This window comes from [Clostridium] symbiosum (assembly GCA_036419695.1).
In the GTDB taxonomy this organism is placed as follows: domain Bacteria; phylum Bacillota; class Clostridia; order Lachnospirales; family Lachnospiraceae; genus Otoolea; species Otoolea symbiosa_A.
In genome coordinates this window covers 2,351,500-2,376,602 of the sequence record CP143946.1, presented here as the reverse complement: position 1 = coordinate 2,376,602, position 25,103 = coordinate 2,351,500, and the positions used below count along the sequence as shown (strand labels likewise).

General features: G+C 49.8%; 18 protein-coding genes and 1 tRNA gene. 1 reads left to right on the top strand and 18 read right to left on the bottom strand.

The genetic code is table 11. The features are described 5' to 3' along the window. Nucleotides 1-3: 3 nt before the first annotated feature. Nucleotides 4-732: a hypothetical protein gene (locus V3C10_10875; GenBank protein ID WVP64277.1), complete on the bottom strand. Its 729-nt coding sequence runs from the start codon at nucleotides 730-732 to the stop codon at nucleotides 4-6. A 500-nt stretch (nucleotides 733-1,232) separates the two neighbouring features. Between V3C10_10875 and V3C10_10870 the strand changes: the two genes are divergently transcribed. Further along, complete coding sequence (locus V3C10_10870) at nucleotides 1,233-2,147, top strand: LysR family transcriptional regulator (protein ID WVP64276.1); 915 nt, start codon at nucleotides 1,233-1,235, stop codon at nucleotides 2,145-2,147. Between the two features lie 87 nt (nucleotides 2,148-2,234). Here the strand turns inward: V3C10_10870 and V3C10_10865 are convergent, their stop codons facing one another. The 17 genes from V3C10_10865 to V3C10_10785 form a co-directional block, all read right to left on the bottom strand. After that, complete coding sequence (locus V3C10_10865; GenBank protein ID WVP64275.1) at nucleotides 2,235-4,625, bottom strand: ATP-dependent DNA helicase; 2,391 nt, start codon at nucleotides 4,623-4,625, stop codon at nucleotides 2,235-2,237. Nucleotides 4,626-4,866: 241 nt separating this feature from the next. Further along, nucleotides 4,867-5,109, bottom strand: a complete 243-nt coding sequence (locus tag V3C10_10860) for an HPr family phosphocarrier protein (protein WVP64274.1) — start codon at nucleotides 5,107-5,109, stop codon at nucleotides 4,867-4,869. Between the two features lie 445 nt (nucleotides 5,110-5,554). Beyond that, on the bottom strand, nucleotides 5,555-5,938 hold the full coding sequence (locus tag V3C10_10855) for a hypothetical protein (GenBank protein ID WVP64273.1): 384 nt from the start codon (nucleotides 5,936-5,938) through the stop codon (nucleotides 5,555-5,557). Between the two features lie 80 nt (nucleotides 5,939-6,018). Beyond that, nucleotides 6,019-8,379, bottom strand: coding sequence for a diguanylate cyclase (locus V3C10_10850; GenBank protein WVP64272.1), 2,361 nt, complete (start codon nucleotides 8,377-8,379; stop codon nucleotides 6,019-6,021). Between the two features lie 153 nt (nucleotides 8,380-8,532). Beyond that, nucleotides 8,533-8,603: transfer RNA gene (locus V3C10_10845), tRNA-Trp, on the bottom strand. 150 nt (nucleotides 8,604-8,753) lie between these two features. After that, nucleotides 8,754-10,130 (bottom strand): DNA repair protein RadA, encoded by a 1,377-nt coding sequence (gene radA / locus V3C10_10840; GenBank protein ID WVP64271.1) that lies wholly within the window; start codon nucleotides 10,128-10,130, stop codon nucleotides 8,754-8,756. Between the two features lie 86 nt (nucleotides 10,131-10,216). Then, nucleotides 10,217-10,630 (bottom strand): endosialidase, encoded by a 414-nt coding sequence (locus V3C10_10835; protein ID WVP64270.1) that lies wholly within the window; start codon nucleotides 10,628-10,630, stop codon nucleotides 10,217-10,219. 65 nt (nucleotides 10,631-10,695) lie between these two features. Beyond that, complete coding sequence (locus tag V3C10_10830; protein ID WVP64269.1) at nucleotides 10,696-13,170, bottom strand: ATP-dependent Clp protease ATP-binding subunit; 2,475 nt, start codon at nucleotides 13,168-13,170, stop codon at nucleotides 10,696-10,698. Between the two features lie 129 nt (nucleotides 13,171-13,299). Next, on the bottom strand, nucleotides 13,300-14,334 hold the full coding sequence (locus V3C10_10825) for an ATP--guanido phosphotransferase (GenBank protein ID WVP64268.1): 1,035 nt from the start codon (nucleotides 14,332-14,334) through the stop codon (nucleotides 13,300-13,302). Continuing rightward, nucleotides 14,318-14,887 (bottom strand): UvrB/UvrC motif-containing protein, encoded by a 570-nt coding sequence (locus tag V3C10_10820; GenBank protein WVP64267.1) that lies wholly within the window; start codon nucleotides 14,885-14,887, stop codon nucleotides 14,318-14,320. The genes V3C10_10825 and V3C10_10820 overlap by 17 nt, the downstream gene beginning before the upstream one ends. 31 nt (nucleotides 14,888-14,918) lie before the next feature. Continuing rightward, entirely contained in the window at nucleotides 14,919-15,290 is a 372-nt protein-coding gene (locus V3C10_10815; protein ID WVP64266.1) for a GntR family transcriptional regulator, read from the bottom strand. Nucleotides 15,291-15,498: 208 nt separating this feature from the next. Next, nucleotides 15,499-17,925 (bottom strand): cadherin-like beta sandwich domain-containing protein, encoded by a 2,427-nt coding sequence (locus V3C10_10810; GenBank protein WVP64265.1) that lies wholly within the window; start codon nucleotides 17,923-17,925, stop codon nucleotides 15,499-15,501. Nucleotides 17,926-17,937: 12 nt separating this feature from the next. Continuing rightward, the gene (locus tag V3C10_10805) at nucleotides 17,938-20,565 is read right to left on the bottom strand and encodes an SH3 domain-containing protein (GenBank protein ID WVP64264.1); all 2,628 of its coding nucleotides are present in this window, start codon (nucleotides 20,563-20,565) and stop codon (nucleotides 17,938-17,940) included. A gap of 548 nt (nucleotides 20,566-21,113) precedes the next feature. Further along, entirely contained in the window at nucleotides 21,114-22,526 is a 1,413-nt protein-coding gene (locus tag V3C10_10800) for an oxaloacetate decarboxylase subunit alpha (GenBank protein ID WVP64263.1), read from the bottom strand. A 24-nt stretch (nucleotides 22,527-22,550) separates the two neighbouring features. Continuing rightward, a complete protein-coding gene (locus V3C10_10795) occupies nucleotides 22,551-23,702 on the bottom strand; it encodes a sodium ion-translocating decarboxylase subunit beta (GenBank protein ID WVP64262.1) in 1,152 nt (383 codons plus the stop codon). 47 nt (nucleotides 23,703-23,749) lie between these two features. Continuing rightward, nucleotides 23,750-24,178, bottom strand: a complete 429-nt coding sequence (locus V3C10_10790) for a biotin/lipoyl-containing protein (GenBank protein WVP64261.1) — start codon at nucleotides 24,176-24,178, stop codon at nucleotides 23,750-23,752. A gap of 21 nt (nucleotides 24,179-24,199) precedes the next feature. Beyond that, nucleotides 24,200-25,090 (bottom strand): OadG family transporter subunit, encoded by an 891-nt coding sequence (locus tag V3C10_10785; protein WVP64260.1) that lies wholly within the window; start codon nucleotides 25,088-25,090, stop codon nucleotides 24,200-24,202. Nucleotides 25,091-25,103 lie beyond the last annotated feature (13 nt).

The following is a 25,103-nucleotide window of genomic DNA, read 5'->3' as shown; positions in this document are numbered from 1 at the left end:
ATTTCACTCTCCTTTTGAAATCTCCGTATCCTCTTTACAGATGTTTTTTACATCTTCTTTCATTTCTTCTTTCTCACGCACTTTTCTTACCACGCCGTCCCCGTTGTGGCATCCCCTGTCACAATACAACATCTCCACGAGGGCAGTTTCCCCGCCGCCCGGGTGTTCTATATAATTCTCTATGATTTCCTTTCCCGTCAGACTTTCAACGTTTCCCTCCAAACCGCTGAAAAATCCGAGCGGGATCGGACTTGCCTCCGGCAGCTGTCCTTCCGGCCGTTCTCCGATCTCCTCAAGAAATTCATTCCATGTCACAAAACGTGTATGTCTAAGTCCCAGGGAATTTCCCATGTCCGCAAGAGAACGGCATGGAGTCGTAATGATCTTTTCTCCATCTCCAAACTCTTCACGGCCGCTGATTTCCCTGGCACAGTGAATCAGAATAGGCTCAATATCCGCCACCTTCATCCCTGTCCCTCCGCCCATTTTCTCCCCCTGCCTCCGCTTACTCTGCGCTTCCTTTACCAGCCCGCAGGCCATCGGGCAGCGAGCGTCGGCTATCGTTACTTCGCTCAATTCCACAAGCCTTTTATACTTTTCTCTCACAATACTTCCCCAGTCCGTTGTGCACCTCACCCGGACCATCCCCCTCCGTTCCAGAAAACGTTCCAGCACAGTCTCCTCATACATGCTCTCCGTTACCGGGTTAATCCAGATATATTCCAACATCATCCTCCTTTCCTTTTCTCTTTCGCGCTCTATTCGTTTATCTTCTCCTCTATTCCACGCAAAAGTTAGTTATTCCTAACCAACTTGTAAAGAATAACAAAGTACTGTTAAAAAGTCAACAATATAATTTTTTCTCCTGCTGCCGCCTCCCGCCACAGTCCCTTAAAAATATCTCCTGCAGCCTTCGCCTTTTCCACTCTCCCTCCTTGTCGTTTCTGCATTTTCCCGTATTCCCCCATATTAAAATCCACCCCGGTCTGAAACCACCCCTCTGCTTTTATTCCACCATTTCACTGCTCTTCCATAATTTCACAGTATCCATCTGCCGCCCCTCTGTGCTATCATAAAGTATTCCTTCCTCAAGTTTTTCTTCCCATGTTTTCTCCCCAAAATTTCCTCCCCCTCCGTATGTCACCTGAGCCAGGGCTGAATGCTCCTCCTCCCCTTTACTTCCCCTCGAACCTGTGCTAAACTCTATACAGCATTATAAGGGGGACTAATAAATGGATATCAATTATGAATTATATAAGGTTTTTTACCACGTTGCTTCCACCCTCAGCTTTTCGGAAGCCTCAAAGCAGCTCTTCATCTCTCAGTCTGCGGTCAGCCAGTCCATCAAAGTTCTGGAAAAGAAGCTGAACCAGACGCTTTTTATCAGAAGTACGAAGCGTGTCCAGCTGACACCCGAGGGTGAGATCCTGTTAAAACATATAGAACCTGCGATGAACCTGATTAAAAAAGGGGAAAACCAGCTCCTGGAAGCAAATACACTGAACGGCGGACAGCTCCGTATCGGAGCCAGCGACACGATCTGCCGCTATTTTCTGGTACCATTTTTAAATGAATTTCACAAAATGTATCCGAATATCCACATCAAGGTCACAAACCGCACTTCCATCGAATGCGCCCGTCTCCTTGAAAACGGACAGGTAGATTTCATTATCACCAATTACCCCAACTCCGGTCTGTCCAACACGCAGAATATTCAGGTCATCCATGAATTTTCAGACGTGTTTGTGGCAAATGAGGACTACTTCCCGCTGAAAGACAGAATTATCACGCTGAAAGAGCTTCAGTCCTATCCCATTCTGATGCTGGATCGGAAAAGTACCACCAGTGAATTTCTCCACAGCATGTTCCAGAAGCATCAGCTTGATCTTGTTCCCGAGATTGAGCTCAGCAGCAACGATCTGCTCATCGACCTGGCTAAAATCGGGCTTGGAATTGCCTTTGTTCCCGATTTCTGCATCCCACAGCAGGACGACAATTTCTTTATCTTAAACCTGGAGGAAATCCTTCCCAGACGGCAGCTTGTTGTCGTCCATAATGAAACGATTCCTATCTCCCAGGCCGCCAGGCAGTTTATCGAATTGCTGGAGGAACGTGCCGATGCAGGCAAAGAAAAACCGATTGAGTAATCACTTGACCCAATCGGCTTTTTCCGGCGTTCCTCTGCACCGGCCTGTTGGTCAGCAGCCGTTTCCGTGCCTGTCCGGTTTTTCCATTTACCGGCGGGACCAGAATTCCTCCAGTTGTGTTCTGACCGTTCGAAGCGTCACCCTGCTGCAATCGCTCCATTCCCTGGGAAACAGTTCCCGGTAGTCATTCCTCAGGAACCTGTCGTCCAGAAGCAGGATAATTCCCTTATCGGCTGCCGTCCGGATTACACGGCCCGCCGCCTGCATGACTTTGTTCATGCCCGGATACTGATAGGCGAAGGCAAATCCTTCCTGTTCCTCCTCATCAAAGTACCCCTTTAATATCTCCTGCTCCGTACATACCATTGGAAGTCCCGTCCCGACGATGACAGCTCCGATCAGCCTTTCTTCTTTCAGATCAATTCCTTCGGAAAACAGGCCTCCCATGACGCAGCACGCCACCAGGGAATGCTCCCGCTCTTTCTCAAATTCCTTTAAAAAATCCTCACGCTCCGAATCGCTCATCCGGTTTCCCTGTACCAGCCACTCAATTCCGTCTTCCGCCATCACTTCATCGTCTCCGTCCGGACGCAGGATCCGCCCGCTGTCCACCAGTTCCAGGACACGGTCCATATATTGGTAGGAAGGGAAAAACACGATATAGTTTCCCTTCTTTACTTCCGCCGCCTGGCGGATATATTCCAGTATCTTTTTGTATTCGGCCCGGTTTCTCCTCGTATAGCGGCTCGTCACATCGGTAGCCGCCAGCAGAAGGCGGTTCTCCTGCGGAAACGGCGAATTGACGTAAACCGTATAATCCTCCTCATCATTGCTTAAAAGCTGTCTGTAATACTTGATGGGAAGGAGGGTTGCCGAGAAAAACACCGTGCTGTTTCCCTGTGCAAGGCATTCTCCGATATGGACGATGGGATTTACACAGAGCAGTTTAATCATAAAGTTCCCGTACTCCGTCAGTTCCGTATAAATACGGTAATGCTCGTCCACCCTCTCATAAATATTCAGGAAATTTCTCACACAAAAATAGAAATCCAGCAGCTCCTCCCGACCGTCATTCCCCTTATAGTCGTCCATAAACTTTTCCAGTACCGAGAACAGGGAGGTCAACGCCGTCACCAGGTGATCCGCATCGGGCAGGATCTGCCAGCCCTCGCTGTCTCGTTTCATTTCCAGCAGAATTTTATTGACGCGTTCCAACTGCTTAGTAAGGCCGGCGGACTTCTCCTTCACAAGGCGTTTTGCCGCCAGCACGTCTTCCTTTATCAGAGCGGCGCTGTACATCTCCCGCGCCCTCGGCACCAGGTTATGGGCCTCGTCAATCAGGAAAATATATTCCCCTTTGGCCCCGTCTGCAAAGTAACGTTTGAGCCGCACATCGGGATCAAAAACGTAATTATAATCACAGATAATACCGTCCACAAAGCTGCTGATATCGAGACAGAATTCAAAGGGGCAGACCTGGAATTTTTCCGCATACCGTAGTATCACGTCTCTCGTTATCCCGAATTCCTTATGGACGATCTCATAAACCGCATCATTCACCCTGTCAAAGTGGCCCTTTGCATAGGGGCAGGCATCCGGATTGCATTCCGGTTTATCCAGAAAACAGAGCTTATCCTTGGCCGTTATGGTGACGGAACGGAAATAAAGGCCGCGCTCCCTCAGAATAGCAAATGCCTCCTCCGCCACCCCTCTTGTGATCGTTTTGGCCGTCAGGTAAAAAAGTTTATCTCCGTGACCCTCACCAATTGCTTTTAAGCTGGGGAATACGGTGGAAAGCGTCTTTCCAATTCCGGTCGGAGCCTGGATAAAGAGTTTCCGCCTTCTCGCTTCGGTCCTGTACACGCTGACCGCCAGCTCCCTCTGCCCTTCCCTGTAAGGGAAGGGAAACTCCAGCTCTTTCAGGGATTCATCGCGGCGTTCCGCATTGTGGTGCAGGTATCTGGCCCATTTGACATACTCGTGAATCAGGCCCATAAACCATTCCTTCAGTTCCTCTGTGGTCTTAATCACCTGAAACCGTTTGATCTCTTCCGTATCCAGATTACAGTAAGTCACCTGTATCGTCAATTCATCCAGGTTCTCCTGCGAACCGTAAAAATAACCGTAACACATGGCCTGGGCCAAATGGATTTCCACCGCCTCTTCCAGATCTCCAATATCCAGGTAAACGCCCTTAATCTCATCGATCGTCGCGCGGTTTCCCTCCCGGATAATGCCGTCGGCTCTTCCTTCTACCAGAATTTCAAAGCCGTCCTCCTCCACGGTGCACTTTAACACCACCTCGGACTGATAACCGGATCCCATCTTTTTCTGGATCTTCCGGTGGATGCGGCCTCCCGCCAGCATGGCCTCTTTCTGGTCAATCGCGGTCCTTCTGTTATCTATATCTCCGGAGCGCAGGACAAATTCCACCAGGTTCCGCACGGAAACCCGTATCTGCTTCCCTTTCATCTCCATCTGTCCTTCTCCCTCCCGACTGCGTCAATACAAAATCATGTCTCTGCTGTTATAAGGACAAAGAGTTTCGCCTGTGGAACTCTTGCGCTGCCGCGCGGTTGCTTCTGCAACCATTTACCTCTGCGCGGCACGTGCATCCTCGCGGAGCGTTTTTGATTCACAAGACGTAATTTTCTATGAATCAAGAAAAAGAGACTGCAGCCTCCTGCAATCCCTTTTCTCAAATTGTATGCAAATTCAATTAAGCAGCTGTGACAGCTTTTACCGCCGTCCTATCAAGAAATGCTTCAAAATCTTTATTCTCTCCGTTATATTCTACTGTCAGTACTCTCGTCATATCAAGGCTCATTACGCCTAAAAGAGATTTGGCGTCAATCACGACGCGGTTATAAAATACATCAATATCGAAATCGCATTTCGTTGCAGCTGCTACAAAATTTTTTGCATCTTCTACAGTTCCTAACATAATTCTTCTCTGTTTCATAATCAAAACTCCTTTAACTGGTGCAACTTATTGCTGATTCAATTAATACTTATAGCATCAATCGCGAATTTTGTCAAATTATATTTGATGGAAAATCGTTTTTTTCCTTTGTACATTATTGACAAAACCTTCCATGTTATACAGGAATTTATGACTAATTTCACAATTCTATTCTCTTTAGTAACTTTTGTTCGCGGAAACTGTTGTGAAGTTTATTTTTGATAAGGTTTGCAGTTTGCCAAAATTTATAAGATTACATAAAATTTCCAACTAAACATACGTTCTTATTATAGTCTATTACTCAGACAAGCGCAATCCTTTCCCTTTTCTTTTTTATATATCTCCGCATTTTTCTGTTACAAGCCGGAATCGAAACGGCATTTTCATCGGTGTGTAAAGCTGATACGGTTTGTTTGGGCGGCGTCACCCTACGCCGTCTCCCTTCCTATTTCATTCTTACAATATGCTGGCAGTAAATATAAAGATTCTTGATCTTTACCGCCTGCTGTCCTTCCTCCCCCAGAACGATCGGCTGGGTGCCGGACGGGGTAACATACAGCTTAAATGCAATCGCATCCTGGCCGACATGCAGATGTGCCTCGGGTTCATAATTAAATTTCATCTCCTCAAGCCCGAGATAGGCATACATCACCTTCTCCAGCTCCGGATTTCTGAACACCTGGACTACCTCTTCTTCCGCCTCCCCCTTCATCTCAATAATTGCTTTTGCTTCATCAAACTTCAAATTTGTAAAGCGATACTCGCCATCCCCCAAAATATAAGCCAACGTACCATTGTCAAGCAATAATAAAGGATCTGATTTCTCCATAAGTCTACCTCCTCTGCCCTGTATGTAACAAGTTGTATCTAACTATAATATAGAGATTACAAGATATTGTCAAATCACTGTCAAGAACGTGTCAATAACAGCTTTTTTATCTTCTTTTCCATCCGAAGCTGCGTCAGAAACACTCCGACCGCTCCGGATACGGTGCTGAGCACATTAATCTGCTCCCGGGTCCAGATGCGTTTTTCCCAGCACTGGTCAAAACCGATGAATCCGCTCCTTTTCTTTCTGTTTTTTAAAAGACATTGCAGCATGGAAATGATTTCCTGTGATGCAAGCACATCCTTTGTCCTGCCGGTGAGATCATTGATGTCGCGGCAGTAGAAAATTCCATTCTCATCAAACAGTTCATCGTACCGGTTGCCATCCGTATACTCCATGTCCTGAAGGAAATCCTTCTGCGGCTTCACCCCTTCATTGCACCATTCAAATGTATTGGAACAGGTCGCTCCATCCTCTGAATCTTCAAATATATAGACGCGGCTGACCCCAAACTGCCTGCCCACAATCTCCAGAACCTGTGATATGGCTTTGGAAATGTCTTCCTCCTGCTGCAGCACGGTAAATACATACTCACCCAGCGTCTGGTTCCTGTAATCTTCCTGCCCCCTTGGCTCTGCCGGAAGCTGGGCGGCGCTGCGTCTGATGCTGTTCTCCGCCTGCAGGATCGAATGGTAAAAAGTACACTGGTTCTTCCCCTTCTCCTTCGCCTTATAAAGCGCCAAATCGGCATTTTTATATAGGGTCTGGTAATCACAGCCGTCCAGGGGGGCAAATGCCGCTCCGGCGCTGCAGGATAACATGTAGCCGTCGCGCTCGAGGAACTCTTCCATCCGCTCCCGGATTTGTCCAAATTTATCCGATATCACGTCCTGGGAACGCGCTCCCGGCATAATCACCACGAACTCGTCCCCGCCAATCCTGCCGATGATATCTCCCGAACGGAAGGTGCGTTTCAGCAGCAGGGCAATATCGGAGAGCAGAACGTCTCCGCTCAAATGGCCATAAACATCATTAATATATTTAAAATTATCCAAATCGATAATGACAAATGCACAGGGACAATCTGCGGTGGCTTTCTCAATATATTTGCCTCCGAGTTCCGCCGTCGCCGCTTTGTTATAGAGGCCGGTCAGCGCATCATGAAGCGCCTTCTCCACCAGCATATCCACATTTCTCTTCTCTTTGTCTATATCTGAGATAACGCCGATTGCCTTTTTTCTGCTGGACTGTCTGGCTTCCTGAAGGGCAATCTTAATCCGGCACCAAAGATAGGACCCATCATTCTTTGCGATCCGGATTTCTATCTCCCTGACCGCCACATCCCTCCTCATATCACGGACCGCATTCATCAGAACCGGCAGATCGTCCGGATGGACATGACTGACGGATGCCATCGAGCTGACATTCTCTGAAATCGGATAATAACCGAATTTCTTCACCCAGTTGTCGGAAAAAGAAATCGAATCGTCCGCCATGTTCCACTCAAAGATGATATCATTAGTCTGTTCCATGATGATCCGGTGTCTCTCCAGGCTCAGCCGGAGCTCCTCCAGAACTTTACGGTTTTCAGTGACGTCGGTCAGAATACAGTAAAATACTTCCTTTCCTTCCCGCTCCACCAGCTGGCCGTGATCTAAGACTGCCATCAGGCTGCCGTCCCGGCAGATAACACGGTACTCTATCTTCTTTGTCTTCCCCCTGGCAAGCTGTTCACATACGGATTTCCATGTTGCTTCCAGATCATCGGGATAAATCAGACGCTTGAACTGATTCTTAAATTCATGCTCCATCTCTTCCCTGGTATATCCGAACATATCAAGAAAGCCACGGCTGTACTGAAGCAAATCCAAATTCTCATTAAATTCACAGCACATAACGCCGCCCGGCACATTTTCCATCAATGCGTTCAGGTTTTCGTTCTGTTCTCTCAGTAAAATTGCCTGCTCGTCCAGAAGCCGTATCAAGCTTCCCGTGTTATTCTCCTGCACCGTTCTCGGGAAAAACTCATTTTCCTTCTGGTTTTCACTTCCGGCGGACATATGTATCTGCAGGATCCTGAACTCTCCGTCCTCTTCCCGGCACAACAGAGTCATACGGATTCTCTGGCTCTCAAAAATCTCTTCTCTTCCCGTCTCCTGCACTACCAGCATGCCAAATATTGAAACCGTATGCCCGTCCAGGATTCTCACATTATACTCTTCTTCCACAATGGCAAATGAGCCTGGAAACAACCGGTACTCCTGTTCCAGAAATTCCTCCGCGTTTCTGATTCCGCGTCCAATCTCCTGTTCTCCGGTCCCTATCCATTCCACATCTTCATCCATGCAGGATAAAACCTTCTGCACATCACGCTCCACCAGGTAGGCTCTCTGAAGCCGGCAGACAAATTCTTTTGCTTTCGTCTCAAGTAATATGTCCATGCCCCCCTTTCCCCCATTGTTTCTGTTATAACAAGCATACTGGAAAATCGGGGGCATGTCAAGAAAGCAATGAGGGGGAAAATCAACAAAAAAGCTCAGATTCCCTTCTAAAATCAAAGGTTTCTGAGCTTTTCTCAATTCCTTAATCATTAGCAGGGGAAGAGGGATTCGAACCCCCATTAACGGTTTTGGAGACCGTTGCTCTGCCATTGAACTATTCCCCTAAAATTGCCTGCCCAAGTATAATACCACAGGACAGGCAGTATGTCAATCAGTTTTTCCAAAGTTGTCGAAAATTGTTTTAATTAAATGAACTGTTTTAATTATTCCTTTCAGAATAACAATAGTTCCATTTTCTCATCTTCAAAACGATCCTAAATCAGGTTAATCGCTTCCCTCACATTGCTGACTCCGGCAAGCTCAATATCTTTCCTCTTTTTCAGTTTCTCCAGGCTCACCTGCGGCATGATGCATCGTGTAAAGCCGAGTTTTACCGCCTCATTCACCCTCTGTTCCGACATGGACACGGCCCTCACCTCACCCGAGAGGCCGACCTCCCCGAATATCACCGTCTTTTCATCCACCGGCCGGTCTTTATAGCTAGAAATGAGCGCCATCACAATAGCCAGGTCAAGGGCCGGTTCATTCATCTTCATTCCTCCGGCGATATTAACGTAGGCGTCGAACTGGGACAGCTCGTACCGGCACCGTTTTTCCAGTACTGCCATCAGGAGATTAACGCGGTTGTAGTCCGTACCGGCCGCTGTTCTTCTGGGCATTCCAAAATTCGTCTTTGTCACGAGGGCCTGAACCTCCAGCATAATCGGTCTTGTTCCCTCCAGGGAACAGGCCGCCACCGCACCTGACGCTCCGGCGGGACGTCCGTCCAGCATGAATTCCGAAGGATTCTTCACCTCGGCAAGTCCTTCCTCCTTCATCTCAAATACGCCGATCTCATTGGTGGAACCGAACCGGTTCTTAATCCCTCTCAGAATGCGGTAGGAGGCATGACGGTCCCCCTCAAAATACAGCACCGTATCCACCATATGTTCCAGCACTCTCGGGCCGGCCACCACGCCCTCCTTTGTTACATGTCCGATAATAAAGACCATCACGCCCAGGCCCTTTGCAATCTGCATCAGAATATTGGTACACTCCCGCACTTGGCTCACACTGCCCGGAGCGGAGGTGACCTCCTCCATATACATCGTCTGTATTGAGTCGATGACAACGGCGTCGGGCATGGTTCTCTTAATCACTTCCTCAATTGTGCCCAGATTTGTCTCACAGAGAAATGAAAGAGGGCCGTCCACAGTTCCAATCCGGTTAGCCCGGAGCTTGATCTGCTTTAATGACTCCTCACCCGAAATATAGAGGACTTTCTGCTTCTGCCCTGCCAGATTTCTACAGACCTGTAAAAGCAGCGTAGACTTTCCGATACCCGGATCGCCGCCCACCAGGACAAGGGAACCCCTCACAATTCCGGAACCAAGCACGCGGTCCAGCTCCTCGAATCCTGTCCTTATTCTGTCTTCCTCATCCAGCACAATCTCCGACAGTGTCACCGGCCTGGCGTCCGAAGGCGCCCGCCTGGTTCCTGACGTTCCGCCCTTTCCCACCGTCTTTACCTGGGAAACAGGCTCCTCCACCATCGTATTCCACGCTTTGCAGGCCGGACACTGTCCGGTCCACTTCGCCGACTCAAAACCGCATTCACTGCAAAAAAACATGCTCGTCTTCGCTTTTGCCATTCATTTCTCCCTTTTATTCATAAACCGTTATCAAAAGAATGGAGGCTGATCCGCCGATCGCCTCCATTCTGTTAAATCAGTTATCTCTATCTTCCTGCAATCTTAATCTCTGTCGTTACGCCTTCGTTCAGTTCCACGCTTAAAACAAGTTTTCCGCTTACGTTGGTCGTCATGCCTCCGACTGCAACACCGTCGATAAATACTTCGTATTCGTGTTCGTCTTCCAGCTGTACGGTAATCTGTGCATCCTGGTTTCCCTCCACGGTAAAGGTTATCTCGGAATCATCAACTGCAAAATGGTTCACTGCCGTTCCCGGTACGGATTCATAAACGAACATTCCGTTCCTCTCCAGTTTTGTTATCTCATGAAACGTTTTAACTTTATATAAGTCCCCTTTGTATTCGAAATCCTGCAGTTTGGACTTTGCAGCTAATTCATAATTGCCAAAACTGATTGTACCGTCATCCTCGATGCGGATTAACTCGTTAACTACTGGCATAAATCTATCCTCCTGGTATTCTTCTGTGTGTTTCTTCCTGTAAACTCATTCTATCACAGTTTCTTTTACTTGACCAGTATTTTATTCTCTTTCAGGGCCTCTTTAACCGTGAATTCCAGCCCCTCTTTTCCTTTGGTCACAAGCACTTCATCGTCCTTTTTAATACGTCCTTCCAGCAGTTCTTCCGACAGCTTATCCTCTATCTGGTTCTGGATTGTCCGGCGCAGCGGCCTTGCCCCGTATTTCTCATCATAGCCTTTTTCAGCCAGATATTCTACTGCTTTGTCATCCACATTCAGGCTCATGCCTATCTGCGCCTTAGTCCGTTTGATAATCGTTTCCAGCATAATACCGGCAATCTCTTTAATATTTTCGCGGTTCAGCGGATGGAACACCATTATCTCATCAATACGGTTTAAGAACTCCGGTTTAAACATTTTTTTAACCTCGTCCATAACCCTGTTTTTCATAAATTCATAGTCTGTTTTGGCATCCGAATCGGATGAGAATCCAAGACGCTTCGGTGAAATAATGTTCTCAGCCCCCGCATTGGAGGTCATGATGAGAACCGTATTCTTAAAGTCAATTTTTCTGCCCTGGGCATCGGTAATATGGCCGTCGTCCAGAATCTGGAGCAGAATATTAAAGACGTCCGGATGCGCTTTCTCAATCTCGTCAAACAGGATGACGGAATACGGATTGCGGCGCACCTTCTCACTTAGCTGTCCGCCCTCCTCATATCCCACATATCCCGGCGGTGAGCCGATCATCTTGGATACGCTGTGTTTTTCCATATATTCGGACATGTCAACCCGGATCATCGCATTCTCCGTGCCGAACATGGCCTCGGAAAGCGCCTTGGAAAGCTCGGTCTTGCCGACGCCGGTAGGTCCAAGGAACAGGAAGGAGCCAATCGGCCGTTTCGGATCCTTAAGGCCCACGCGGCCTCTCCGGATGGCTCTTGAGACGGCCGTCACCGCCTCCTCCTGGCCCACTACCCTCTCATGGAGTATCGCTTCCAGTTTCAGAAGGCGCTCGGATTCCTCCTCGGCCAGCTTGCGCACCGGAATCCGGGTCCAGTCAGATACGATATCCGCTATCTCATTCTCTCCGACAATCAGTTTTCTGGAATTCTTCTCCTTCTGCCACTTATCGCGGATTTTATCTATCTTTTCATGCTTCTTTCCCTGTTTTTTCTTGATCTCTCCGGCCTTTTCGTATGCCTCCGCCTTGATCGCCTCCTCTTTCTGGCGTTCCAGCTTTTTGATCTCCTCCTCCAGGGTCTTAATCTCCTCCGGCTCCGTATATACGGTCAGACGCAGTTTGGAAGATGCCTCGTCAATCAGGTCAATCGCCTTATCGGGAAGGAAACGGTCGTTGATATAGCGGGCCGACAGTTTGACGGCGGCCTCCAGCGCCTCATCCGTGATTGTTACCTTGTGGTGCTCCTCGTACCGGCTTCTGAGTCCTCTCAGAATCGCGACGGAGTCTTCCTCCGTCGGTTCTTCCACCATAACCGGCTGGAAACGGCGTTCCAGAGCGGCATCCTTCTCAATATATTTACGGTATTCCTCCACCGTCGTTGCGCCGATTAACTGAATTTCTCCTCTTGCAAGGGACGGTTTCAGGATATTGGATGCGTCAATGGCTCCCTCCGCACCTCCGGCGCCGATAATTGTATGGATTTCATCAATAAACAGCAGCACATCTCCGTCGTCTTTGACTTCGGAGAGAACCTTCTTGATGCGCTCCTCGAATTCCCCCCTGTATTTGGAACCTGCCACCATACCGGAGAGATCCAGGCTGACAACGCGCTTTTTGGCAATTGTCTCCGGAACATTGCCGGAGATAATAAGCTGAGCCAGTCCTTCCACAACCGCGGTTTTTCCAACTCCCGGCTCACCGATTAAGCAGGGGTTGTTCTTCCCTCTTCTGCTCAGAATCTGGATGACTCTTTTCATCTCAACTTCGCGTCCTATCACCGGATCCAGCTTTCCCTCTTTCGCGAGTTCGGTCAGATCGCGGCTGAAACTGTCCAGATTCGGCGTGTTGCCTTTCTCTTTTCTCAGGCGGCCCGCCGCTTCATCACGGCCCGCGGGGACGTCGTCCCCCATTGCCGCCATCAAATCAATATACAGCTTCTGGATATTGACATTCATCGTATTGAGAAGGCGCGATGCCGTGCACTTTCCCTCTTTAATCATCGCAATGAGTATATGCTCCGTCCCAATCAGGGGCGCTTTAAAAAATACGGCCTCCTCATAGCTGGACTGAAGTACGGCCCTGGCTCCCGGCGTATACTCCGCCTGTTCCGCAATTCTGGTGGGCGCCGCCGGTGATATCAGACGCTCCATCAGCTCCAGCACTTTTTCTTCCGTTACATCATATCGTCCGAGGATGGCGGCCGCCACGCCGCTTCCCTCCTTAATCAGCCCCAGAAGGAGATGTTCTGTTCCCACGTACCCGTGTTCCAGCTCCTCCGCGGTGTCCACGGCCAGGCGGATTGCTTCCCTGGCCTTCTGTGTAAAACGATCTATCATAAATTGATCCTCCTGCAAATTGCCCTGTTTGGTTTACTTTATGCTTAGCATACTTTATGGTTGGTTTACTTTATGCCTCGTTTACTTTATGCTCCGTTTACTTTATGCTCCGTTTACTTTATGCTCAATTTACTTAAGTTCCGGGAGATGCTCCCTGATGTATCTTCCCCTCGCCACTTCCAGTTCATCCTTGCCAAGCGGCTGCCTGGAATATTTCTGAAGGTTCGCCGGCTGGATGCCTATCATGATGTTGTAAATACTGACAAATTCCTTTGTCTCCACGAGACCGTCCGCGATGCCCGCCCGTAAATGGGAGAGAAACGTCATCGCCTCTTTCATGGAAAGCTTTCTCGCATATTTGAGAACACCGTATGATTTGTACACCTCATCCTCGCGGAGCAGACGGTGTTTTGCGAGGGATGCTTCCCTCACCTCCCGCTCCTGGCCGGAAAGCTGGACGGCCACATTGCTCACCAGTTCCATAATTTCCTGCTCGTTCAGTCCGAGGGTTTTCTGGTTATATATCTCATAAAGATCACCGCTGTTCTCCGAACCCCGGCCATAAACTCCCCTCACCGTCGTCCCGAACCGGCTCATATCCCCCAGAAGCTCCTGAAACCGCTTGCTTGTTGAAAGGGACGGCAGATGTACAACCACGGACGCCTTCATTCCCGTTCCCACGTTGGTGGGATAGGATGTCAGATACCCGTACTTGCTGCTGAATGCATAAGGGAACTTTTCGTTGATATAGTCATCCAGCCGATCCGCCTCCTCATAGCATTCTTTCAGCATCAGTCCCGGCGCAAGCACCTGCAGGCGGATGTGATCATCGCCGTTTAATACCAGGCTCACCGCCTCATCCTCCGAATAAATAATGCTGCCCGGAGTCGTCTTTTCCATCAATGTTTTATTGAGCAGGCGGCGCTCCCGCAGTTCCATGCGGTCCAGCTCCTCCATCTTTTCCAATGTCCTGCACTCGAACCTGCGGCCGTCCGTCTCCTTCAGATTCTTCAGTTCCTGGGTCATCAGGCCTACCATGTATCTGGCTTCATCCTCCTCAAGCCTGGAGGGGAACTTATATTCTTCCCAGTTTCTTGAAAGACGGACCCGGCTGGATACAATATTGGACGGATCATTTTTCACTTTCTCAAACCATCTCGTCATTCTTTTCTTTCTCCTCTTTTAAGGCTTTTATTTTATCCCGGCATATGGCCGCTTCCTCATAATCCTCGTTCCTGATTGCCGCCTGTAAATGTCTCTCCAGTTGTTTTATCTGCTCATCCGCAGAGAATTCCATCACGCCTCCGCTGGTAACCTCTGCCGGTGTTTTTCCCATCCGGCGCATCTTCGGCTGTTTGCCGGTGTGGCTTGCGCTCTCCTGGAGCTTCTTAATCTTTTCTCCAATCAGCAGGTCAAACACATGGTAGCAGTCCGCACAGCCAAAGCGGCTGTTTTCCACGAATTCCTCATAGGTGGTCCCGCATGTAGGGCAGGCCACCTCATCCATCTTCTGCTGTCTGACCGCGGAAGACTGCAATCCCAAAAGACTCGACAGAAGCTTGCCAAGGGGAAATTCTCCCTCAATAATTGCGGAATACGGTCCGAAGTCCATTTCCTGTGCACATTGGGAACAGAGATTATGCTCGGTCTTTACCCCATTGATTACTTCCGTGTATTTAATATTTGCTTCGCGAATTCTGCATTTCTCACATAACATTCTCTAACCCTCCATTAAAGGATACCCGGTTTTATCCGGAAAAAGCGTCAAAAATAGAATCTACCAGCCGGTGTACTTCTTCGCGGCTCACATTCTTGCAGGCTCCCTTGGCAAGAATGACGCTTAAGTCGCGCTCCAGTTCCTGTATTGCCCTGATTTTATCTGCATCCAGGGAAATAACGGCTCCCCTGCGGCGGTCCAGTTTGACAAAACCTTCCTGTTTTAATACAGAATATGCTTTGTTTACCGTATGCATGTTAATCCCTATATCATCGGCCAGCTGGCGCACCGATGGGAGCGTCTCCCCCTCGCGGAGCCGCTCCGTCGCTATTCCTATAATAATCTGGTTCCTAAGCTGAATATAAATCGCTTCATCGCTGTTAAAGTCGATCTCTACAATCATAATCCACCATCTTTCGTCATTTTGTTATAGTGATTATATAACAAAGTGAACATGAAGTCAACCGGCAAGTGGAATACGATAACTTTCAACTTCCAGGGAAAATATACAGGCGGACCGGACATGCGCCCTGCAGTTCTCCCTGCTTTCATGCATGTCCGGTCCGTATGCCGGCGTTAGGGAAATCTCAGTGAGACTTCCACCGTTTCATTCAGTTTAAATCAAGAAACTCAAAATCGTCGTCATCGCGCGGACCGGGCTTTCTGGTTCTTTCCGCGGTTCTGGCGGCGCGGGCGCGCCTTTCGTCTTCCTGGCGTTCCCTCTCTAAGCGTTCCCTGGTTCTTCTGGCCCGCTCGGCGCGTTCCATCTCTCTCTGGCGGATGGCCTCTTCCATTCCTATATCCTGGCTTCTGACGGGCTTTGCCGCATACCGCTGCTCGGGATAGCCCTGGCCGCTACGGCCGGATTCCTGGCCGCTTCTTTCAGGATATCCCTGGGTGCTTCGTCCCGGCTCCGGACTTCTTCTCTCCGAATATCCCTGGGTGCTTCGCCACGGCTCCGGGTTTCTCCTTTCAGGATATCCCTGGGTGCCTCGCCACGGCTCCGGATTCCTTCTTTCAGGATAGCCCTGGGCGCCGCCACGGCCCTGTTCCGGATTTCTCCTTTCAGGATATCCCTGGGCGTTTCGGCTCTGTTCCAGGTTTCTTCTTTCCGGGTAACCCTGAACGCTTCGGCCCTGCTCCGGATTTCTTCTCTCCGGATAGCCCTGGGCGCTGCGCCCCTGTTCCGGGTTTCTCCTTTCCGGGTAGCCCTGAACGCTTCGGCCCTGTTCCGGACTTCTTCTCTCCGGATAGCCCTGGGCGCTGCGCCCCTGTTCCGGGCGTCTCTGGGATGTGCGGTTCTGCTCGGAACCTCTCGGTTCCGGCCGTCTCTGTGCCGGATAGCCCTGTTCTGCCGTTCCTGCCATTCTGCGCACCGCAGCGTCCTGATACCCCGCATTCTGGCCATATTTCGCCGTTCTTCCGGGCTCCTGGCCTCTTCTTTGCTCTGCCTGAAGACGTTCGTCCCCGGCAAGGCGTCTTCTCTGTTCCATACCGTCCTCGGCAATTCTGCCCGTCCTGGCCGCCTGTCCCTGTCTTCTCCTGTCTTCCTCTTCCTGCATCGCCCTGCGCTTTACCGGTGTCGGCGCCTCATCGCGCTCCGCTCTGCCCGCATGCTCTCTCCTGCGCATCAGCAGGTTGATCACCATAAAGAAAAGAATCAGGCAGACTACAATCAGAACCACAATAACAATAAATCTGAGATCATAATCCTTGCAGAGGGCATTATAATCATCCAGGAGCTTTGTAACCTGGGCTTCGTCAAACTGGCTCTCCAGTGCCGGATCTTCAAAGTAGCGCTGGAATGTTTTTTCAGCAATATCGTAACGGTAAAGACCTTTTTCACCGTTCTCATTCATACCGTAAATAACACAGTACTTCTGTTCCTCATCGGTCTTCCATACCCATCCCTTGACTTTTGCGTCTCCGTTCAACTGGATGGCGGTCTGGGCAAATCCCTCCGGAACTTCAATGGTATCGTCAATCGGCAGAACCACAATTGCCCTTGCCACACTGTCGATCGTTACATAAGGCGACAATGCCCCTGATTCCGGCACATAGATATAGAATGAACCGTTTCCGTCGCTTCCCTGGAGATAAATCAAGGTAAGGCCGTTGCCTGTACCGGCCATAATTTCCGTGCCGTTGTAGGTGCAGGTAGACTGGGTATATCCCGCCGGAAGAACCGCAGGATCGAATGACGACGCCACGCTGTATTCCACTCCGTCAATGTCGGCCTTCAGTTCTCCGACCACCGCACCGCCTGTAACCACGGCCTCACCGGCCTCTGTAGCCGGTACTTCCGAAGATTCCGATTTATTGACTGTAATCGTATAGGACTTTACGGTCTGGCCGTCCTCCGCAGTGACCTTACATACCACGGTATTGGCTCCCGTCTTAAGACCGGAGCCTCCGGTGACCTTTGTTTTTGCCTTGGCATCCTTGGCATCGGCGCTGACTGCGATTTTATCCACATCGCCGCCGACATTTACCGTATAGGACATTACATCCGGTGAAAAAGCCGGTGACAGCTGTCCCGGCGATACTTTTAGTGAGGCAAGGGCCGCTTCACTCGAATACGTCGCAGGAGCCTTGACTTTTACCGCCGATGACCCCACCTTTGTAACATTGACGGCCTGGGTATCCGCATCATAAACCTCATGGCTTGCTACGGATATCGACGTGTCACCCGCCTGTACCGCCTTGAATTTAAGCGTGTAGGCAAATTCCTTTGTCGTGTTGGAATCCATCGTTCCCACAAGACGCACGGAACCGGCGCCTCCGTTGGCATTATTCCCGCTGACAAACTCAATATGCGACTGATCATACGATAAAACCAGATCGGAAGCCCCGAGGTTTCCGTCTGTGGCCGTAACCTTGACCGTTACATTAAATTCCTGTCCCACGGTCGTGCTCGGATCGGAAAACGATATCTTCGCGCTGGCTGCAAAAGCCTCAAAGCCGCCAAACGGCATGGCCAGACAAAGGGCACATGCGGCAATCAGGCTGGTAACTATATTTCTTATTCTTCTGTTCATAATCTCTCCCACCTAGTTCAGTTTCTGACTCCCCAGAATATCCTTCTGCATTGCCAGGATATCCATGATGTCGACTTTCCCGTTGCCATTGACATCGGTGGCCTTCTCAAACGGGCCCGTAAGGGTTTCAAGCCCGAGGATATGCCTCTGTGCTTTCAGCACATCCAGAATATTTAATTTACCGTCACCGTTATTATCTCCCTTCACGATCACATCATACCGGACCGTGGGAGAGCCGTCGGAACCAAAAACCTGGACAAGGTCGCCCGTGCCCACGCCTCCAGTGACTTCTCCGCCCGATGAGTTATAAACCTTTACAATACTTCCCGCTCCCGCTGCGGTCAGGGAGGCCGCAAGCTGTGCCGCGGTCACACCGGCGCTGACGGTCTGCGTCCCGCCGCTTCCCGTTCCTGAAGAACCGCTGCCGCCGGGCGTAGAGCCGGGTGTTGTTCCTGATGTTGGGCCGGGTGTTCCTGAACTTCCCCCGGGGCCCACCAGATTGGATGGATCCGACGATGTGCCGAAGCCGGATACATTGCTGCCCGGAGCCATCGGCCCGTTCGTATTTCCCGATTCTATCCCGGAGCCGGAGCCGTCCGGAGCAATAATCTGTACATCTGAACCGCCTCCCGGATTGCCGGAAGAACTTCCGCCCGGATTACTTACCGTACCGCCTCCCGGGCCTGTTCCAGGGCCGCCCCCGGGACCATAGCCTGAACCGCCTCCCGAACCGGAGTTCACTCCGCTGCCGATAGAATCAGAGTAGGTCGGGCCGTTGTCCTGACGCACAACATGAATCACATAATTTCTTATACTGCCGTTCTGTGCCTTGACAGCCACGGTAATATCGTTGATGCCGCTCTGCAGATTAATATTTCCCGTTCCGCTGACGGTCGACTTGGAGTCGATCACGGAAGCCGCCACCGTCACACTGCTGACGGAATGATCCACAATCAGGTCATAGGATTCCGTATCCCTGTTAAACGTAGGGGTGAGGGCAAATCCTTCCACTCCAAGGCCGGACAGCTTATTGTTCGGGCTGCCGTCAATCGTTGGCTTTGCACATGCCGTAGCAGGCATATTCTTATAGACCGGTATGGAGAATTCCAGGGCCGTTGTTTTGAGCGCACTGATTTTAGCCAGGGTAAGCCCCTCCGCCGCCGCTGCAAGAACGTTGGTCATGTACTGGTGTTTATAGAGGTTGTCCCCCTGTACATTGAATTTTTTCAGGTAAAGAGTATCCTGTCCGCGTTTCACATAATTATTTCCATAGTAAATAGATCCGCCGAGTATGGACTTTTCCACGCTGTTCCATGGACGTTCATAACTGCCGGACTGAGATGCCCACCATAGTCCTCTCTCAACCGCTCCCATGGAGCCGGACTGATAGGCTTCAATATTAAAAAAGTTATAGTATCCCTGATAGCCTGATACGGTTCCCGATATACTTCGGCCGGTGCCCTGGCTGCCCTGCTCCTGGATAATCATTGAGGCAAGGATATAAGGGTTCACGCCCGACTGGGCCGCCGCATTCATAATAATATCAACGTAGGAGCTGCTGCCCGATACAGGGGCCGTACCACCTGAATTACCGGGATTACCGCCTGAATCGGAGAAACCGGAACCTCCGCCCATTCCCGGTCCATATGCCGTCATAACACGTTCCACCTGGTGATCACTGATTGAGGCAAGCGGTGAAATCGGAGAAATGGCCTGACCGTTATCCCCTGAACCGGAACTGCCTCCCGGACCCGAACCCGATTCTGCACCGGGCCCTGAACCAGGCCCTGAGCCGGGACCTCCTCCCGAACTGCCTGAGCCGGAGGAACCACCGGAAGGACTTCCGCCGGACGGCGCCGTACCTCCTCCCGCGCTGCCTGAAAGAAAGGTACCGGCCACCATGCTCTCCAGCCCCTCTCTCGTATGGATGGAGCTGTCATAGGACTGCTTCATAAACTGGAAAATATATTTTTCATTTAGAAAATTTCTCGGATCCATGTAGTAGCGGATAATATCCTCTGACGCCTGGACCCAGGAATTGCCGTCGAAACCGGGCCATGAACCTGTATCCCAGTCATAGGCTCCCGTTGCAGTCGACTTCCAGGAAGAAATGTTCTCTCTTCCCACCAGGTTTCTTCCGATTACGCTCTCATTCTCTACCGCGGTATTCCAATCCAGGTTGGTCTGAAGGGCCGTAAACGTCCATTTGGGATACATGGCGTGAAGTTCACGCAGACCCGGCTTGTAGCTCTCCGGAAATCCCTGGCTGTTCATATAACTCTCAAAGTCACCGTCAGACGTAATTACCGTTGGAAATTTTATGTAGTCGCTGGACGCATATCCGATTGTCTCGGCTCCGCCGCCTCCGCTGAACCGTATCTGATACCACAGTTTTCCGTCCGTTCCGGTCTGCTCACCGATTACGGTAACCGCCGTCCCATGAGACAGTTTGGCCACTGCCTGATAGGAGGTGCCCGGTCCGCTTCGCACGTTCAGATTCGTCGCATTGACCGAGGCGGTCCGCTCACTTGCCATGCTGACCATACCGGATAATCCCGTATGTCCCGCCTGCCATGGGCTGAAGGCCATAATACAGCCAAGCAGCAGAGCAACCACCCTCTTATATCCCTTTTTTTTCATTCGTGTCTCTCCCCGTAATGCCTGAAACGGCATTTTCCTCTATATTTTCAAAACCTGCGAATTCTTTTCAATCCCATTTGGGTCAAAAAAGCGATTTGCCTGATTAGGCATTATGTACATTATAATGAAAACTACCATTATATGTCAACCTCATGAACAAAAGTTCACAGAATATCCAGTAATTTACAGGAATTGTAAGAATTTCTTAACAAATTCTGCCTAACAGGATTGTGATGAGCATCAGAAGGATTAACACGGCCTGTCTTACCGTATCCTTCCTGCACCACTTAAGCACTCTGACTGTCATATCCTCCTCCGTCTCCGGATCTGTTTTGGTATTTTTGCAAAACAGTCCCATTATCTATAGTATTATATGCAGACAAGGGGGAGATGTTGACAGAAATTTTGAAAAATTTGAGTACAGACGGGATGGTGATGGGTGCCACTACCTATATCTGGCTTTTATCAGGCCATATTGTTTTATCAGGCCATATTGAAAAACAAAAAAGAGCAAAGACTCATGTCCCTGCTCTTTTCCAAACTATCTTTTATACCGGATATGCCCTGTTCAGCCTGTCGGCCTTTGCAGGATCTATCCCGGTTGACTGTGCCTCGCGATATTCGAAAAATTCCTTCGCTACCTGTGGGAATAATGCATAGGTCAGCACATCCTCATCCTGTTTCTTCCACTGGGACATCTCAGATTCCAGTTTCTGGAGCTGCGGCTCGATCTTGTCGGCCGGACGGCAGGTGATTGGCGTTGCGTCTCCGATTGCTTTCTTCTGGACTTCGGCGTTGAACGGTTTAACGGTCTGGCCGAATTCACCCATAAGAAGTTTCTTCGACTCTTTTGTAAACATCTTGTAGCGCTGTCCCATCAGTACATTTAATACAGCCTGTGTTCCCACGATCTGGGAGGACGGCGTAACAAGCGGTGGTTCTCCGAAATCCTTGCGGACTCTCGGGATCTCCTGAAGTACGGCATAATATTTGTCTTCAGCATGAGCCTCTTTTAACTGGGATACCAGGTTGGAAAGCATTCCGCCCGGCACCTGGTAACGGAGGGTATTGATATCCACTCCCAGAACCTTTGTATTCATCAGTCCGCTTGCTAAAGCTTCCTCACGCAGAGGTCTGAAGTATTCTGCAATCTCTGCCAGGGCTTCTTTGTTGAGTCCCGTGTCGTAGCGTGTGCCGCTGAAGGTCTCAACCATAACCTCTGTTGCAGGCTGGCTGGTTCCAAGGGCAAACGGTGACATGGCTGTATCGATGATATCGCAGCCTGCCTCTACCGCCTTTAAGTATGTCATGGAAGCCACACCGGAGGTGTAGTGTGTGTGAAGATCGATCGGAAGCTTCACAGATTCTTTCAGGGCTGTAACAAGCTCCTCTGCCGCATATGGGGTCAGAAGTCCGGCCATATCCTTGATACATAAGGAATTGGCGCCCATGTCCTCGATCTCCTTCGCAATATTTTTCCAATAATCAAGAGTATAGGCATCTCCCAGAGTGTAGCTTAAAGCTACCTGTGCATGGCCTTTTTCCCTGTTGGCGGCTTTCACGGCTGTCTGAAGATTTCTGATATCGTTTAAGCAGTCAAAGATACGGATAATGTCAATTCCATTGGCGATGGATTTCTGTACAAAATATTCTACAACATCATCCGCATAGTGGTTGTAACCGAGGATATTCTGTCCGCGGAACAGCATCTGCAGTTTTGTGTGTTTGAATCCCGCTCTCAGTTTTCTCAGTCTGTCCCACGGATCTTCTTTTAAGAAACGTAAGGAAGCGTCAAACGTAGCGCCGCCCCAGCACTCTACGGCATGATAACCCACCTGATCCATCTTGTCAATGATCGGGAGCATCTGCTCTGTTGTCATTCTGGTTGCGATTAAGGACTGGTGAGCGTCACGAAGGACGGTCTCCACAATCTTAACCGGCTTTTTCTCTATATTAGCCATTTTGTGACCTCCTGAATTTTTCTATTATTTCACTCCAAAGATTGCCATGAATGTTCCGGCTGCTACTGCGGTACCGATAACACCGGCAACGTTCGGTCCCATTGCATGCATCAGAAGGAAGTTAGTCGGATCTGCTTCCGCTCCCACCTTCTGGGATACACGGGCTGCCATCGGAACGGCGGACACGCCGGCGGAACCAATCAGCGGGTTAACCTTACCATGGGTTACCTTACACATAATCTTACCGAAAATAACGCCTGCCGCAGTACCAAGGGCGAATGCAACCAGACCCAGAATAACGATCTTAATTGTATTCATGTTCAGGAACGCTTCTGCGCTTGTTGTAGCTCCTACGGATGTGCCAAGCAGGATAACTACAATATACATAAGGGCATTGGAAGCTGTCTCTGTAAGCTGTTTCACAACACCTGATTCACGGAACAGGTTTCCAAGCATCAGCATACCAACCAAAGGAGCTGTAGTAGGAAGAATCAGGCAGACAACAATTGTAACAATGATTGGGAAAAGAATTTTCTCCAGTCTTGATACAGGACGAAGCTGTTCCATCCTGATCTTTCTCTCTTCCTCTGTAGTAAGCAGTTTCATAATCGGCGGCTGAATAATCGGAACCAGCGCCATGTATGAATATGCGGCTACCGCGATCGGACCCATCAGTCCGGTCTGTCCAAGCTTGCCGGCCAGGAAGATGGAAGTAGGGCCGTCGGCTCCGCCGATGATGGAAATAGCAGCGGCTGCCTTATCATTAAATCCAAGGAAGATAGCCATAAAGTAAGCGCCGTAAATACCGAACTGGGCAGCTGCCCCCAGCAGGAAACTCTTCGGGTTGGCAATTAACGGACCAAAGTCGGTCATTGCACCTACGCCCATGAAAATAAGCGACGGCAGAATACTCCATTCATCCAATAAATAGAAGTAGTGTAAAAGTCCGCCGACACCATTCGACGATTCTTCAACAGTTTTCATAATATCCGGATAGATATTAACGAGCAGCATACCAAATGCAATCGGAAGCAATAAGAGCGGTTCAAACCCCTTCTGGATAGCCAGATAGAGGAAAACGAGCGCTACGAAAATCATAACCATGTTTCCAACCGTCAGATTCAGGAATGCCGTCTGTTGAAGAAGATTAGATAATGTAGTTGTAATGTATTCCATATTAATCCCTCCAAACGGAATCTTTCATGACCCGTATTTACCAGTTTTTAGTTTAATGTTGCGAGTGTTGCGCCTGGTTCTACCATATCGCCTACCGCTACATTAATGCTGGCAATTGTTCCGTCCTGAGGTGCTACGATTTCATTCTCCATCTTCATCGCTTCCAGAATCAGGATCACCTGGCCGCGTTTTACCGCTGCGCCGGCCTGCATCTTAACACCGAGGATTTTGCCCGGCATTGGAGCTGTTACAGGTACGGAACCTGCTGCCTGTGCCGCCGGGGCTGGCGCTGGCGCTGGTGCCGGAGCAGGTGCTGCCGGGGCTGGCGCTGGTGCCGGTGCTGCTGCTCTTGGGGCCGGTGCTGGAGCTGCCGCTCTTGGAGCCGGTGCCGGGGCTGCCTTAGCTGCTCCTGTAAATCCTTCTTCTACCGTTACTTCATATGCATTGCCGTTTACTGTAATTGTATAATTCTTCATCTGATTTTCCTCCTGATTCAATTAAGCGTTTTTCCATTTTGAGCCAGACTTCCGTCTGATTGAGCGTACTACCAAACCTTCCACCGGAACGCAGGCGGCCGCAGAAATTGCTGCTGTGATTACCGCTACCAATTCCATGTCATCCGCCAGGTTTTCTTCCTCACGGAGAACAGGTTCTGGATCCGGGGCCGGAGCAACGGGTACTGGAACCGGGGCCGGGGCCGGAACTGGAGCTGCAGGCACTGGGGCTGGGGCAACGGATGCCGGAGCCGGAGCAGCGGGCGCCGGTTCTGCTGCTGCTTTCGCCGCCTCTTTCTTTGCCTTATAATTCGCTTCCAGTGTGTTTACATTCTTCAGGCTTGCAATAATAAAACTGATAAAAATAAGTACCAGGAACACAGTTCCCATACCCATCAAAGTATTCATTGCCGCTCTCTCAAGCTTTTCGCCTGTAGTAAAAATTGGAGTGAAGACCATCTCGGTCGCTGCAAGGGAAGTGCCGCCGTAATTATCACTGACCACTTCTTCAGCAGTGAGGGAAAATTCCAGTTCCCTCTTTTCATAGCTTGCTCTGACTGTTACTTTGTAGCTGTCCTCGCTCACACGCTCAACATCCTCAGAAAGAATGGATACCAGTCTTCCTAAATCAGGTTTTGAGCTCTGCCAGGAAGAAATTGCACTTTCCATGACAGTATTCTTTTGTTTCTGTACTCTCTTTAATGTAGTTGCCAGCGCTTCATCGTCGTAGCTGTCAAACTCCTTCAGATAATTCTCAGCCCCCGTCTTCATTGTAGACGCAATCGTCTCGGGAACCGGCTCTGAATCCTTATTGCTGCCGGAGCAGGCGGTAAGGGCAAAGAAGCAGACTGCCATACATAACACAAGCAATACCTTTTTAATATTCTGTTTCATATATGCGTCACCT